This window comes from Sphaerisporangium aureirubrum, assembly GCF_042658925.1.
Taxonomy (GTDB): Bacteria; Actinomycetota; Actinomycetes; order Streptosporangiales; family Streptosporangiaceae; genus Sphaerisporangium; species Sphaerisporangium aureirubrum.
Map to the genome: position 1 here is coordinate 98,904 of NZ_JBHSRF010000008.1, position 13,393 is coordinate 112,296.

The window sequence follows — 13,393 nt, forward strand, 5'->3', positions numbered from 1 at the left end:
GGCCGTCACAGTCCCACGTCGCGGACCAGCAGGTCCGCGGGCTCCTCGCGGCGGACCACCAGGCGGGCCGTGCCCTCGGAGACGGCGACGACCGGGGGCCGTGCGGTGAGGTTGTAGGTGGAGGCCATCGAGTGGTTGTAGGCGCCGGTGGCGGCCACGGCGATCAGGTCGCCGGGGTGCACGTCGGCGGGCATCGAGACGTCCTCGGCGATCACGTCGCCCGACTCGCAGTGGTGGCCGACCACGGTGACGCGGCGGTTGACGGCGGCGGAACGGCGGCCGATCAAGGCCATCGTGTACTGGGCGCCGTAGAGGGAGGGGCGGGGGTTGTCGCTCATGCCGCCGTCCACGGCGACGAACGTGGTGGAGCCCTGGCGCTTGACCACGATCACCCGGTAGAGGGTGATGCCGGCGGGGCCGCTGACGGCCCGGCCCGGCTCGACGGTCAGGCGCGGCACGGGCAGGCCGAGACCGGCGCAGCGTTCCCGCACGGCGGCGGTGACGGCGGCGGCGAAGTGGCGCGGGTCGAGCCCGCGCTCGCCGGGCAGGTACGCGATGCCGTGGCCGCCGCCGAGGTCCAGCTCGGGCAGCACCAGGCCGTAGGTGTCCCTGATGCGGGCCATCTGCCGCACCATGACCCGGGCCGCCTCCTGGAACGGCTCCACCGTGGCGATCTGCGAGCCGATGTGGCAGTGCAGCCCCGCCAGCTCCAGACCGGGCTGGCCGAGCACCTGGTTCACCGCCATGGCGGCGTCCCCGGTGACCAGCGACAACCCGAACTTCTGCCCCTCGCCGCCCGTGCGGATCGCGGCGTGCGCGCCCGCCTCGACGTCGGGGGTGATGCGCAGCAGCACCTTCTGCCTGCGGCCGAGCGGGACCAGGACGGCGAGCCGGGCGATCTCGGTGACGTTGTCCAGCACGATGCGCCCGACGCCGTAGTCCACCGCGTCGTGCAGTTCGTGCGGAGTCTTGGCGTTGCCGTGGAAGATGATCCGCTCGGCGGGGAACCCGACCGAGCGGGCCAGCGCCAGCTCGCCGCCGGAGCACACGTCCAGGCTGAGGCCCTCGGTGCGGACCCAGTCGGCCATCGCGCGGCACAGGAACGCCTTGGCGGCGTAGGCGACGGTCGCGTCCGGCAGGGCCGCCCGGTACGCGCGGCACCGCCGCCGGACGTCGGTCTCGTCCACGACGTAGGAGGGCGTGCCGAACCGCCCGGCGATGTTGCGCAGCGACACGCCGCCGACGGTGGCGTCGCCCTCGGCGGTGCGCCGGAAGGTGGACGTCCACGGTCCCGGGCTGAGCCATCCCGGCTGGTCCTGCTCGGTGGGTGTGGCGGACTCCCGCCCGATGAGGCGCATCACGCGGCCTTTCCCGCCGGCCGTCGCATCGTCCCCGCGGGGTCGATGACGATGCCGATCACGTCGAGTCCGGCGATCATGCGCCGGACGGCGGGTTCGCTGAGCCGGATCCAGCGCTGGTCCGGGCCGAGCACCTTGGCGAGCCGGATCGGCGAGGAGAACGCCACCGCCGTCCGCTTGCCTGCGGCGGTGCGGAACAGGCACAAGGTATCGCTGCATCCCGTCCCACGGACCGGGACGAATAGGGGAACGCTCGACATCTTTCTCCTCCTTGGAGAAGTCGTACGTTCGACACGCTAGGCCAGGTGGAGGGCCATATGCCGGATCGCTACGCCATTCCGACGCCCGGTCCGTCAATGATGACGCGACGTTGACGGCCTCCTCCGGGACGGGTCCGGGGCCCGCCGTACGGTACGCGTAGTTATGTGAGGTCTGGGCGTCAAGAGCGCGTAGGGAAACGCGGTCGCGGGCCGTTTCGCGGCGACGATGGACACGCTGTCCGTCTATGGGAGGACATCATGTCCGCGACTCTCGCTCCCGCCCGGGCCGACCGGCCCGAACCACTCAGGGACACCCTGCCCGCCGGTGACCGGCACCGGCTGACCGTGCCCGGCGGCCTCGCCGCGCTGTCCCTGGACGCGATGGCGTCCGTGGCGTACGGGCCCGAGGCCATCGTCCTGGTCCTGGCGGCCGGCGGCGGCGCGGGCCTCGGCTTCACCCTGCCGGTCACGCTGACCATCGCCGGGCTGCTGGCCGTGCTGACCTTCTCCTACCGGCAGGTCATCGCGGCCTTCCCGCAGGGCGGCGGCGCGTACGGCGTGGCGAGGACCCACCTCGGCCCCAGGGCCGGGCTGGTCGCGGGCGCGTCGCTCATCATCGACTACGTGCTCAACGTCGCGGTCTCGGTGGCCGCGGGCGTCGCGGCGCTCACCTCCGCGTTCCCCGGCCTGCTGCCGTACACCGTGTGGCTCTGCCTCGCCGTGCTGGCCCTGGTCACCGGGATCAACCTGCGCGGCGTCGCGTCGGGCGCCAGGGCCTTCATGATCCCCACCGTGATCTACGTCGGGGCGATCCTGCTGGTCGTCGTGGCCGGTCTGCTGCGCGGCGCGCCCGCGGTGGCCGTCGCGCCGCACGCGCAGGCGCAGAGCCTCCAGACGGTCGGCGTCCTGCTCCTGCTCAAGGCGTTCGCCAACGGCTGCGCCTCGCTGACCGGCGTCGAGGCCATCGCCAACGCCGTCCCGTCGTTCCGCAGGCCGCGGGTCCGGCGGGCGCAGCGCGCGGAGATCGCGCTCGGCGGGCTGCTCGCCGTCATGCTGATCGGCATCGCCGTGCTGATCGAGAAGTTCTCCATCGCCCCGTCCGGCGGCATGACCGTGCTCGCCCAGGTCACGCAGGCCTCGCTCGGGCACGGCGCGCTGTTCTACCTGGTGCAGTTCTCCACGGTGGTGCTGCTGGCCCTGGCCGCCAACACCTCCTTCGGCGGGCTGCCGGTGTTGGCCGACCTGCTGGCCAGGGACAACAACCTGCCGCACCTGTTCGCGCTGCGGGCCGACCGGCAGGTGCACCGCTACGGCATCGCCTTCCTCGCCGTCACCGGCGCCATCCTGCTGGTCGCCGCGCGCGGCGAGATGAACCTGCTGGTGCCGCTGTTCGCGATCGGCGTGTTCGTCGGCTTCACGCTGTCGCAGGCGGGCATGGTGCGGCACTGGCTCACCGAGCGGCCGTCCGGGTGGCGGTGGCGGGCCGCGCTGAACGGCTTCGGCGCGCTGCTGACCTTCGTGGCCGCCGTCGTGGTCACCGTCTCGAAGTTCACCGAGGGCGGCTGGCTGATCGCGATCACCCTGCCGCTGCTGGTGGTCGGCATGCTGTGGGTCAACCGCTCCTACGCCCGCATCGGCGAGCGCCTGGAGATCGGCCGCACCCCGCCGCCGCCCCGCCCGCGCCGCTCCCTGGTGGTCGTCCCGATCCACGCCGTCAACCGCCTCACCCGCGACGCCCTGTCCGCCGCCCTGTCCCTCGGCGACCGCGTCGTCGCCGTCAACATCACCCACCCCGAGGACGAGAAGACGGCCCGCCTCTTCGTCGAGGACTGGGAACGCTGGCAGCCCGACGTGGAGTTGGTCCAGATCTTCGACGCCCACCGCCGCCTGGACACCCCCCTGGTCACCTACCTCCGGAGCGTCCCCGAGCCCCACGTCTTCGTCCTCATCGCCGAGATCGAGCCCGAGCACGCCTGGCAGCGCCTGCTGCAGAACCAGCGCGGCGTCGTCCTCGCCCGCGCCCTGCGCCACCGCACCGACGCCGTCGTCTGCCGCATGCGCTTCCGCGTCGGCTCCCACGCGACGGCCGCGCCTCTCCCGCCGGTCCGCCGATGAAAAATTCAACGGCGGCGCGGTTCCGGTGAACCGGTCGATTTTCGGTCAGCGCATGTTTACAAAGTGGGATTCCGCCGGGTGTCAGGGCTGTCATTGTTATGTGTAAATCCCGTTGGTATGAGCTGGTGGCGAGGGGTCTGGGCGCCGTCTGATCCCGTCGCCGACCATGGTCATGACCATGGGGAACGCGCACCTGACGATCTTCGCGGACGGCGTTCGCGATCAGCTTCGGGGCTGCTGAAAGTTTCAACTTTTCTCAGTCATATTCTGCAACTAGTTGTCGTCAGGTAATATCGCCTTAACTTCTATGGGAGCGCTCCCATGCTCCGAAACCCCCCGACGGAAGACGAGGACCGCACAATGCATCGTCGCGACCAAGCGCACTCCCCCCGCCGGGCGTTTCGCGCCCTCGCTCTGCTGACCACAATGGTGCTGTTCATGGTTCCGTGGGTGGACAGCGCCTCCGCGCACGGGTCGGTCATCAACCCCGCCTCCCGCAACTACGGCTGCCACCAGCGCTGGGGGAACGACCACCTGAACCCCGCGATGCAGCAGCAGGACCCGATGTGCTGGCAGGCGTGGCGGGCCGACGCCAACGCCATGTGGAACTGGAACGGGCTCTACCGGAACGGCGTCGGCGGCAACCACCAGGGTGCGATCCCCAACGGCCAGCTCTGCAGCGGTGGCCGCACCGAGGGCGGGCGCTACAACGCCCTTGACGCCGTCGGCAACTGGAAGACCACCAACATCAGCAGCAACTTCACCATCCAGCTGTACGACCAGGCCAGCCACGGGGCGGACTACTTCCGCGTCTACATCACCCGTCCGGGCTTCAACCCCGTCACCACGGCGCTGAGCTGGAGCAACCTGCAGCTCGTGACCACCACCGGCCGCTACGGCCAGAGCCAGAACTACTCGATCAACGTCAACGCCGGCAGCCGCACCGGCCGCGCCGTCGTCTACACGATCTGGCAGGCCTCGCACATGGACCAGGCGTACTACATCTGCAGCGATGTGGTCTTCGTCTGATCCCGTCGAACGGTGACACGACAGGCCCCGCCCGTACCCCGGCGGGGCCTGTCCTCGTATGACGGATGTCATGCCGTCGCGGCGTGACATCCACATGGGGCCGGTGATAACCGCGACTGCCCCCGGCGGGGCCCACGCGGCGACGATCGTCGCATGCGAACACCAAATGACCAGCCCGCCGTCGAAGTGGACGCGCTGCGGCAGTCGTACGGGGACTTCGAGGCGGTGCGCGGCATCTCGTTCACGGTGCGCAGGGGTGAGCTGTTCGCCCTTCTCGGCACGAACGGGGCCGGCAAGACCACCACGATGGAGGTGCTGGAGGGTATGCGCCCGGCCCGGCACGGCCACGTCCGGGTGCTCGGCCTCGACCCGCACCGGCAGCGGCGGCGCCTGCGGCCCAGCGTCGGGATCATGCTGCAGGAGGGCGGGTTCGTCGGCGACCTGACGGTTGCGGAGACCGTGCGGGTCTGGGGCGGGCTGTCCGCCGACGTGGGACGGCCGCCCGCCGGGGCAGTGCTGGAGACGGTCGGCCTGGAGCGCAAGGCGCGGACCCGGGTGCGGCAGCTGTCGGGCGGCCAGAAGCGCCGCCTGGACCTCGCGCTCGCCGTGCTGTCCGGCCCCGAGGTGCTGTTCCTCGACGAACCCACCACCGGCATGGACCCCGAGGCGCGCCGCGACACCTGGGACGTCATCGGGAACCTGCGCGCCCAGGGCACCACGGTGCTGCTCACCACGCACTACCTGGAGGAGGCGGAGCGCCTCGCCGACCATCTCGCGATCATGCACGAGGGCACCGTGCACGCACACGGCACCGTCGAGGAGGTGGTGGCGAAGGCAGGCGACCGCATCGTCTTCCGGCTGCCCCGCCTGCCGCGCGGCGGCGTCCCGTCCCTGCTGGACACCCCGCCCGAGGTCACCCGGGCCGGCGACGGCGCCGCCGTCACGTACACGATCGACGGCGCCTCCCCCGCCGACCGTGCGCACACCGCCCTGCGGTCCCTGCTGAGCTGGGCCGACGAGCACGAGCTCACCCTGCAACGCCTCGAAGTGCGCAAGGGGACGCTGGAGGACGTGTTCCTGAGCGTGGTGGGAGACGCCCGATGAGCACCGCCACGACCGCGTCCCGCCGGTCCGGGACGCCCGACGACCACGACCCGCGCCGATCCGGGGGACACCTGATGAGCATCGCCGCCGCCCGCACCGACCTGCTGCACGCCGTCCGCCTCGCGCGGCTCGACCTCACGGTGCTCGGCCGCAACCAGACGGCCCTGTTCACCGTGCTGCTCCTGCCGCTGCTGCTCGGCGGGATGTTCACCGCGGTCGCCGGGGACGCGACGATCGCCGGGCTGCCCGCCGAGATCTTCGTCCTGACCGGGCTGCCCGGCCTGCTGCCGGTGTTCGCCGTCTTCATCAACCTGGTCAACACCTTCACCGCGCGCCGCGAGGAACTGGTGCTCAGGCGGCTGCGAGGCGGCCAGGCCTCGCCCGTCGGCATCCTCGGCGGCGCGGCCCTCGGCGCCCTGGTGGTCCAGCTGATCCAGCTCGGGCTGGTGGTGGTCTGGCTCACGATCGTGGAAGGCCCGGAGCCGGCCAACGTCCCGCTGCTGCTGGTCACCGCCGTGCTCGGCGCGGCCGTCTTCGCGCTGCTCGCCGCCGCGTGCTCCGGGCTCACCCGGACCACCGAACTCGCGCAGATCACCGTGCTGCCCGTGCTCCTCGTCGTGATGATCGGCGCGCCGCTGTTCACCCCGCTGTCCGGGATGCCCTCGCAGCTGCGGATCCTCGCCGAGTTCATCCCCGCCACGCCGATCGTGGAGCTCAGCCGCACCGCGATGCTCGGCGCGGACTTCGCCGGCGGCGCGGGGGAGCGGCTGACCGTCGCCGGGCAGTGGCTCGCCGCGCTGCCGTCCCTCGGCGTCCTCGCCGCGTGGTTGCTGGTCGCCGCGTTCGCGGCCCGGTGGCTGTTCCGCTGGGATCCCCGGCGCGGCTAGCGTGGCGGGCACGATGAACATGGATCAGCGGTTACGGGCGATGGGGCTGTGGCCGTTCCGCCGGCACAAGCGGTCCCGGTCCGAGCGGGTGCGGCGGGTCACCCTCTGGACGCTGACCGGGAGCGTGGTGATGGCCTGGATCGGGCCCGCCGCGGACATCCTGGGATCGGTGGGGGAAGACCCGACGCCCACCCCGGTCCTGCTGGGCGGCGTCGCCGGCCTGGTCGTCTTCAGCGTCCTGTACGTCCGTGCCATGCTGGCCGCCGTGGCCGGGCGCCGGGCCCACGTGGAGGTCGCCGCCGCCGCGCTGATCACCGTCGTGCTGCTGCTGACCCAGGGCGGCGAGGCGTGGACCTGGGGGCTGCTCGGCCCCGTGTGGGCGGCCATGGCCGTGCTCGGGGTCAGCGCCTCCGCCGGCGTCCTCATCTGCGTGGTCGCGACCGTCGCGTCCGCGGCGCTGGCCGTGGGCGGCCTCCCCGGACTTCCGGAGCTCATCTCGCTGGGCTCCATCTGCGCGGTGATCCCCTGGGCCAACCGGTTCCAGCTGTGGCTGTGGGAGATCGTCCGGGAGGCCGAAGAGGGCGAACAGGCCCGCGCCAGGCTGGCCGTCACCGAGGAACGCCTTCGTTTCGCCCGCGACCTGCACGACCTGGTGGGCCACAGCCTCTCCGCCATCGCCGTCAAGAGCGAGGTGGCCACCAAGCTCGCCACCACCGACGGCGAGCGGGCCGCCGCCGAGATGGCCGAGGTGCGCGCCCTGGCCCGCAAGTCGCTGCACGAGATGCGCGGCGCCGTCCGCGGCTACCGCACGGTCGACCTCGCCGCCGAGCTGCACAGCGTGCGGGCCGTCCTGGAGGCGAGCGGGATCCGCTGCGCGCTGGACCCGGTGCCGGACGGCCTGCCGCAGGACGTCACCACCGTGCTCGCCTGGGTGGTGCGGGAGGGGACGACCAACGTGCTGCGGCACAGCAAGGCGGGCGAGTGCCGGATCGGCCTCGCCGTGCGGGACGGGAGAGCGGTGCTGGAGATGACCAACGACGGGGCCGGCGGGCCGTCCGGCGCGGACGGCAGCGGGCTGGCCGGGCTGGCCGAGCGGGTCGCGTCCCTCGGCGGCGCGCTGACGGCCCGCCCGGACGGCCACCGCTTCACGCTGTCCGCCGCCGTCCCGCTGCGGGACGCGCCGTGATCCGGGTCCTGCTGGCCGACGACGAGCACCTGGTGCGGGCGGCGATCGCCACGCTCCTCGGCCTGGAACCGGACCTGGAGGTGGTGGCCCAGGTGGCCCGGGGCGACGCGGTGGCCGCCGCGGTCGAAGTGCACGACCCCGACGTGGTGGTGCTCGACATCGAGATGCCCGGCATGGACGGCCTGGCCGCCGCCGACGCCCTGCCCGGCCGCGCCGTCGTCATCCTGACCAGCTTCGGCCGTCCCGGCTACCTGCGCCGCGCCCTGGCGGCGGGCGTGCGCGGCTTCCTCCCCAAGGACGCTCCCGCCGACGAGCTCGCCACGGCCATCCGCAAGGTGCACGCCGGGGGCCGGTACCTGGACCCCGAGCTGACCGCCTCGGCGATGATGGCGGGCGACAACCCGCTGACCGACCGCGAGCGCGACGCGTTACGCTCCGCCGCCGACGGCGCCTCGGTCGCCGAGATCGCCGCCTCCCTCCACCTCACCGAGGGCACCGTGCGCAACTACCTCTCCAGCGCCATCACCAAGCTGGGCGCCGCCAACCGCATCACCGCCATCCGGGCCGCGCAGGAGAAGGGCTGGCTCTGAGACGCCGTTGACACCGGAGCGGGGGGTGTGGAAGGAAGCTCCCTGTGAAGCACCTCTTACGCCTGGCCGTCCTCACCGTCGTGCTGTGCGGCTGCCAGTCGGCCCGTCCTCCCACCCCGGCGGCCACGCCACGGGCCACGGTGGTGGCGCAGGAGGCCGTGGACGAGCGGACCGACAAGCTCACCATCGAGTCCCCCGCGACCGGCGAGCGGCGCTCGGTCTGGGTGATGAAGCCCACGCGCTGGACCGAGGGCTCCACCGGCTGGCGCGCGCTGTACATGCTGCACAGCTGCTGCGCCGGCGGCGGCTGGGACTGGCTCAGGACCGGCGAGGTCGCGAAGCTCACCGCGGGCCTCGACGCCGTCGTGATCGTCCCCGAGGGCGGCCCGATGGGCTGGTACACCGACTGGCTCGACGGCCCCGGCTGGGAGACCTTCCACATGACCGAGGTCCGCGGCCTGGTCGAGCCCCGCTACGGCGTGGGCACCCGCCGCGCCGTCGTCGGCTACTCCATGGGCGGCTACGGCGCCTTCATGTACGCCGCCCGCCACCCCGGCGTCTTCGAGGCCGCCGCCTCCCTCTCCGGTGTCCTCGACATCCGCGAGGACGTGAACGGCTACCGGTCCTTCTTCCGGAGCAACGGCGAGGACACCGGCAACGTATGGGGCCCGCCGTCCGAATGGTCCGCCCACAACCCCGCCGACCAGGTCGCCCACCTCAAGGGCGTCCGCCTGTACGCCTCCACCGGCGACGGCAGTCCCGGCCCGCTGGACGAGCCCTCCACCACCTACGACGGGGTGGAGGCGAGCATCCTCCGCCAGAACACGAGCTTCGCCGAGGCCGCGGCCAAGGCCGGCGTGCCCTTCACCAAGGACTTCTACGGCCCGGGAACCCACACCTGGCCCTACTGGATCAGGTCCCTGGAGCGCGCCCTTCCCCTCCTGCTGCCCTGAACGAAACCGGCGGCCCTGCCTCGGGGCCGGGCCGCCGGAACGTCGTCGCCATCTGGTTCCTGCCGGTGGAGAGGGCGTCAAACGGTCATCAGTAGACGAAAACGCTTCCGGCGGAGAACGTGAAGCCGGGGTTGCTGCCGGTCAGCGCCTTGGAGGCGCCGGTGCAGTTGGTGTTGGAGTAGAGGGTGGCCGCGCGGCTGTTGGTGTTGATGCTGGACTTGGCGCGCGTGCCGCCCCAGCCGTGCCAGACGAGGTCGACGCAGGCGCCGGTGGTGGGGCTGAGGGACTGAGCGGTGAACCTCTCGCCGTTGTACGAGACCTGGTCGAACAGGCATAACGTACGGGTGAACTCGCATCCGGCCAACGATTGAGCACTCGCGGCCATGGCGGGGGTGGCGACGGCGCCGCCGAGCACCGCGGCCGTGGACAGCGATACCAAGATCCGGATGGTACTACCGCGGTTGACGCTGATTCCGAGCAATGTCCTTTCCTTTCTTCGTGACGAAACACCGCTGTTCGCGGCGTGACGGGGGACCGGCCCACGCGACATGGCACGGGGAACCGGCTGGAGAAAAGAAGTGCAGAACCATGCTGAACTGCTGGGACTTGCCGCTGGGGACGCACTCACGCACTGACGGGTGGTACCGGGAAATCATGGCGACCGTCAGCGGATACCCCTGATCATTTGCGCTAAACCCGGACGCGGGAACCTCGGGGCGCCGGGAACTGTAAGGGAGGGTGAGCGGGCCGCGCCGGCGCCGCGGGCAGGGGGTCTCATGCGCGACACCACCAGGTCGGCCGCCGTCGCACTCACCGTCGCCGCCGTCCTCACCGCGTGCTCCCCGGCGCCAGCCGCGCGTCCCCCCGCCGTCCCGTCCCCGGCGGCGCCGGCCCCGCCGCGTGTCCCCTCCGCCCCGGAGCTGCCGGGCCGGCCCGTGTACGTCGCCTTCGCCGGTGAGCGGAGCGCGTTCGCCCTGCTCGCCGAGTGCGACGGCGAGGGGGACGACCTGCGGTGCCGCCAGCACATAGCCGCGCTGGAGGACGGCAGGTGGCGGCTGCGCCGCTCACCGCTGCCCGACGTCGCCGGCGGCGACGGCATCACCGCGGGCATCCACGCCCTCGCGCCGGGCCAGGCGCTGATCGTCGCCGGCACCGGCCGGGAACCGGATCGCACGTGGTTCACGGCCGACGGCGCCAGGACGTGGACCCGCGGCACCACGGAGGTGACCGGCACCGCCGAGGCCATCCCGCCCGGCGCCATGCTCACCACGGAGTGCCTCGCCGTCCGGAGCGGATCCTGCGGCCGTAACCGCCTCGTCCTGGTCATGCCCGGCACCGGCGAGTACAGGGCCCTGGCCACCCAGCCCGGACTGACCGGCCTGCTCTCCACCGCGGGCACCACCCGCGACGGCGCCCGCTGGGCGTCCGGCCTGGATCCCGCCACCGAGCTCCCCGCCCTGGCCGTCACCTACGACGACGGCCGCACCTGGCAGACCCGGCCCGTGCCCGGTCCCGGCGCCAAGGACACCTGGGGCCTGCGCGTCGTCGACGCCGGCACCGCGCTGTACGCGACGGAACGCGGCCAGCTCCCGCCGGAGGAGGTCGTCAAGAACGGCCTGCGCGCCATCCACCGCAGCACCGACAAGGGCCGCACCTGGGAGCGCGTCTGGTCCTACCGCTCCGGGCGGAACCCGCTCTCCATCCTCGCCGACCCCATCGCCACGGCCGACGGCACCCTGACGATCAACGCCGAGCTGGGCGTCTACCGCAGCACCGACGGCGGCCGGACCTTCCAGGGCCCCCTCGGCGGCGTGCCCTCGGGCACGGCGACCTGGACACCTCCCGTCGGCTACCTCTGGTCCGACGGCCAGGGGCAGGGCACCTACAAAATCTCCCTGGACGGCCTGAACTGGCACGAGTTCACCCTCGGCGGCCGCGGCTGACGGCGGCCCGGCTTCTCCCGACGATCATCCGGTGCCTAGTATGTGAAAAATGTCCCCTCATACCGCGATGGACACCGTCCCCCGATGGCCTGCCGTGGTCGCGTCGACCGAGGTCTTCGCGCTCGGAGAGTGCCCGGTCTGGGACCCCACCCGGGATCGCGTCGTGTGGGTCGACGTCGACGCCGGCACCGTCCACGAGGGCCGCCTGGACGGCGACCAGGTCCACTGCACCCGTTCCCACAAGGTCGACCAGACGGCCGGCGCCGTCGCCGTCTCCCCGGCGGGGGACCTGCTCGTGGCCGGCACGCAAGCCCTGCTCACCGTGACCACCGAGGGTGCCCGGCTCTCCGGCCCGGTGATCCTCCCGCCCGGCGGCCGGCGCCTCAACGACGGCGCGTGCGACCCCGCGGGCGCCTTCCTCGTCGGCAGCATGACCCTGAGCGAGGAGGACACCCCCGGCACCGAGGTCCTGGTCCGGGTCGAGCGGGACGGAGGGCTCACCGTCCTGGACGACGACCTCACCCTGTCCAACGGCCTCGCCTGGAGCGCCGACGGCACCGTCCTGTACAGCATCGACAGCATTCCCGGCGTGATCTGGGCCCGCCCCTACGACGCCGCCACCGGCACCGCCGGCCCCCGCCGCGAATGGCTCCGCTTCACCGACGGGCTGCCCGACGGCATGTGCGTGGACGCCGAGGACCACGTGTGGGTCGCCGTCTGGGGCGCCGGGCAGGTCCGCAGGTACGCCCCGGACGCCACCCTGGCCGCCGTCGTCGACGTGCCCGCGCCGCACACCACCAGCATGGCCTTCCTCGGCGACCGGCTGCTCATCACCACCGCGACCTTCGGCCTCACGCCCGAGCAGCTGGCGGAATACCCCGACTCCGGCCGTCTCTTCCTGGCCGGGACCGGCACCACCGGCCTGCCGCCCGCCTACTGGTCCGGCGCCTCGTAGTGCGTGCCTTCGTCATCACCGGCCCCGCGCGGGGCGGCGTCCAGGACGTCCCGCCGCCCGAGGCACGCCCCGGCGAGGTGGTCGTGGACGTGGAGCGGGTGGGGGTGTGCGGCACCGACGTCGAGCTGTTCGGCGGCGAGATGTCGTACCAGCACACCGGTCAGGCCCTGTACCCCCTGCGGATCGGCCACGAGTGGTGCGGGGTGGTCGGCGCGGTCGGCGAGGGTGTGGACCCGTCGTGGCTCGGCCGCCGCGTCACCGGCGACACCATGCTCGGCTGCGGGCACTGCGACCGGTGCGCCGCCGGGCGCCACCACGTCTGCGCCGAACGGCACGAGATCGGCATCCGGGGCGGCCGTCCCGGCGCCCTCGCCGAACGGCTGCCCGTCCCCGTGACGGCCCTGCACTCGCTGCCGGACTCCGTGGACCCGGTGCTCGGCGCCCTGGTGGAGCCCGGCGCCAACGCCCTGCGGGCCGTCCGCGGCGCCGCCCTGGAGAAGGGGGAGCGCCTGCTGGTCCTCGGCCCCGGCACCATCGGGCTGCTGGCCGCCCAGATCGCCGCCGCCCAGGGCGCCGAGGTGCACCTCCTCGGGAACACCGAGCCGTCCCTGGCGTTCGCCCGCTCCGCCGGCTTCCCGCACGTGTGGACCCGGGAGACCCTGCCGTCCCTGCGCTGGGACGCCGTGGTGGACGCGTCCAACGCCCCCGGCCTGCCCGCCCTGGCCGCCGACCTCGTCGAGCCCGGCCGCCGGGTGGTGTACATCGGTCTCTCCAGCGGCCCCAGCCTCGCCGACACCCGTGCCCTCGTCCTGAAGGACGTCACCGCCGTCGGTGTCCTCAGCGGCTCCGGGGCCCTCGCCGAGACCATCGCCCTGTACGCCGCGGGCACCGTCGACCCGCGTCCCCTCGTCGCCGGCACGGTGCCGCTCGCCGAGACCGCGGCCGTCCTGTCCGGCCACCGCCCGTCCGGCGGCGGCCCCAAGATCCACGTGGACCCGCACCGCTGAGTGAGT

13 protein-coding genes are annotated in these 13,393 nt (G+C 72.9%); 10 read left to right on the forward strand and 3 right to left on the reverse strand.

Going from position 1 to position 13,393, the window contains the following annotated elements:
• Positions 1–5 precede the first annotated feature (5 nt).
• Together lysA and ACFP1K_RS08765 are read right to left on the reverse strand one after the other, a co-directional pair.
• Positions 6–1,358, reverse strand: a complete 1,353-nt coding sequence (lysA, locus tag ACFP1K_RS08760) for a diaminopimelate decarboxylase (RefSeq protein WP_380749026.1) — start codon at positions 1,356–1,358, stop codon at positions 6–8.
• Positions 1,358–1,618, reverse strand: coding sequence for an SAV_915 family protein (locus tag ACFP1K_RS08765; protein WP_380748870.1), 261 nt, complete (start codon positions 1,616–1,618; stop codon positions 1,358–1,360). Before ACFP1K_RS08765 ends, lysA begins: the two co-directional genes overlap by 1 nt.
• A 258-nt stretch (positions 1,619–1,876) precedes the next feature.
• Here ACFP1K_RS08765 and ACFP1K_RS08770 point away from each other — a divergent pair, with 258 nt between their 5' ends.
• The 7 genes from ACFP1K_RS08770 (at position 1,877) to ACFP1K_RS08800 (ending at position 9,482) form a co-directional block, all read left to right on the forward strand.
• Complete coding sequence (locus ACFP1K_RS08770; RefSeq protein ID WP_380748872.1) at positions 1,877–3,733, forward strand: APC family permease; 1,857 nt, start codon at positions 1,877–1,879, stop codon at positions 3,731–3,733.
• Between the two features lie 438 nt (positions 3,734–4,171).
• Positions 4,172–4,762, forward strand: a complete 591-nt coding sequence (locus ACFP1K_RS08775; protein ID WP_380748874.1) for a lytic polysaccharide monooxygenase auxiliary activity family 9 protein — start codon at positions 4,172–4,174, stop codon at positions 4,760–4,762.
• 153 nt (positions 4,763–4,915) lie between these two features.
• Entirely contained in the window at positions 4,916–5,866 is a 951-nt protein-coding gene (locus ACFP1K_RS08780; RefSeq protein WP_380748876.1) for an ABC transporter ATP-binding protein, read from the forward strand.
• Entirely contained in the window at positions 5,863–6,753 is an 891-nt protein-coding gene (locus tag ACFP1K_RS08785; RefSeq protein ID WP_380748878.1) for an ABC transporter permease, read from the forward strand. Before ACFP1K_RS08780 ends, ACFP1K_RS08785 begins: the two co-directional genes overlap by 4 nt.
• Positions 6,754–6,766: 13 nt before the next feature.
• A complete protein-coding gene (locus ACFP1K_RS08790) occupies positions 6,767–7,939 on the forward strand; it encodes a sensor histidine kinase (RefSeq protein ID WP_380748880.1) in 1,173 nt (390 codons plus the stop codon).
• Entirely contained in the window at positions 7,936–8,529 is a 594-nt protein-coding gene (locus tag ACFP1K_RS08795) for a response regulator (RefSeq protein WP_380748882.1), read from the forward strand. Before ACFP1K_RS08790 ends, ACFP1K_RS08795 begins: the two co-directional genes overlap by 4 nt.
• A gap of 44 nt (positions 8,530–8,573) precedes the next feature.
• A complete protein-coding gene (locus ACFP1K_RS08800) occupies positions 8,574–9,482 on the forward strand; it encodes an alpha/beta hydrolase (RefSeq protein ID WP_380748884.1) in 909 nt (302 codons plus the stop codon).
• Positions 9,483–9,570: 88 nt separating this feature from the next.
• On the opposite strand, the gene ACFP1K_RS08805 is transcribed toward ACFP1K_RS08800, so the two are convergent.
• Complete coding sequence (locus tag ACFP1K_RS08805) at positions 9,571–9,921, reverse strand: peptidase inhibitor family I36 protein (RefSeq protein ID WP_380748886.1); 351 nt, start codon at positions 9,919–9,921, stop codon at positions 9,571–9,573.
• Between the two features lie 337 nt (positions 9,922–10,258).
• On the opposite strand from ACFP1K_RS08805, the gene ACFP1K_RS08810 reads away from it, so the two are divergent.
• From ACFP1K_RS08810 to ACFP1K_RS08820, 3 genes are read left to right on the forward strand one after another with little or no spacing between them, the layout of a single operon-like run.
• Entirely contained in the window at positions 10,259–11,425 is a 1,167-nt protein-coding gene (locus ACFP1K_RS08810) for a WD40/YVTN/BNR-like repeat-containing protein (RefSeq protein ID WP_380748888.1), read from the forward strand.
• A gap of 49 nt (positions 11,426–11,474) precedes the next feature.
• Positions 11,475–12,380: an SMP-30/gluconolactonase/LRE family protein gene (locus ACFP1K_RS08815; RefSeq protein WP_380748890.1), complete on the forward strand. Its 906-nt coding sequence runs from the start codon at positions 11,475–11,477 to the stop codon at positions 12,378–12,380.
• Positions 12,380–13,387, forward strand: coding sequence for an alcohol dehydrogenase catalytic domain-containing protein (locus ACFP1K_RS08820; protein ID WP_380748892.1), 1,008 nt, complete (start codon positions 12,380–12,382; stop codon positions 13,385–13,387). Before ACFP1K_RS08815 ends, ACFP1K_RS08820 begins: the two co-directional genes overlap by 1 nt.
• The last annotated feature ends 6 nt before the right edge of the window (positions 13,388–13,393 follow it).

Bases quoted from the DNA above. Each gene is read 5' to 3' on its own strand.
- lysA (WP_380749026.1), bottom strand. From the start codon at position 1,358: ATGCGCCTCATCGGGCGGGAGTCCGCCACACCCACCGAGCAGGACCAG.
- ACFP1K_RS08765 (WP_380748870.1), bottom strand. From the start codon at position 1,618: ATGTCGAGCGTTCCCCTATTCGTCCCGGTCCGTGGGACGGGATGCAGC.
- ACFP1K_RS08770 (WP_380748872.1), top strand. From the start codon at position 1,877: ATGTCCGCGACTCTCGCTCCCGCCCGGGCCGACCGGCCCGAACCACTC.
- ACFP1K_RS08775 (WP_380748874.1), top strand. From the start codon at position 4,172: ATGGTTCCGTGGGTGGACAGCGCCTCCGCGCACGGGTCGGTCATCAAC.
- ACFP1K_RS08780 (WP_380748876.1), top strand. From the start codon at position 4,916: ATGCGAACACCAAATGACCAGCCCGCCGTCGAAGTGGACGCGCTGCGG.
- ACFP1K_RS08785 (WP_380748878.1), top strand. From the start codon at position 5,863: ATGAGCACCGCCACGACCGCGTCCCGCCGGTCCGGGACGCCCGACGAC.
- ACFP1K_RS08790 (WP_380748880.1), top strand. From the start codon at position 6,767: ATGAACATGGATCAGCGGTTACGGGCGATGGGGCTGTGGCCGTTCCGC.
- ACFP1K_RS08810 (WP_380748888.1), top strand. From the start codon at position 10,259: ATGCGCGACACCACCAGGTCGGCCGCCGTCGCACTCACCGTCGCCGCC.
- ACFP1K_RS08815 (WP_380748890.1), top strand. From the start codon at position 11,475: ATGTCCCCTCATACCGCGATGGACACCGTCCCCCGATGGCCTGCCGTG.